The organism is Campylobacter sp. S4:11 (genome assembly GCF_024723695.1).
Taxonomy (GTDB): domain Bacteria; phylum Campylobacterota; class Campylobacteria; order Campylobacterales; family Campylobacteraceae; genus Campylobacter_D; species Campylobacter_D jejuni_C.
The window spans coordinates 1-363 of record NZ_JANQDC010000109.1; the positions used below are offsets into that span (position 1 = coordinate 1).

Here is a 363-nt window from a genome sequence, read left to right on the forward strand (position 1 = left end):
GTGAATAAAACTATAGCCACAAATGAAAATAATATAGTTATCGATAGTCAAGGTTACATTATTCGTGCTTTAGAGGATAGGGTTAAAAAAGGTAAAATAAAAGATCCAAGAGATATAGATTCTACTCCAGAGAGTAGATTGGAATTTCATACTTCTACTAGAGGTGCTATAGGAAGCTATAGGGATAGATATGAGCTAGACATTCCCAATGATTGGACTAAAGAAGAAGCAAAGCTATATATGAATTCTCTTATTTTAGAAGCCAAACTAGCAGCTCTAACTCCTCCACAAGGCTATCCTAATGCACCTTATTATTATATACCAGAATATTTAGAATTTATTTATAAAAAACACATACTAGAC

General features: G+C 32.0%; 1 pseudogene. It reads left to right on the forward strand.

Going from position 1 to position 363, the window contains the following annotated elements:
* A pseudogene (locus tag CAMP5053_RS08440) lies at positions 1-363 on the forward strand (hypothetical protein); the annotation flags it as partial.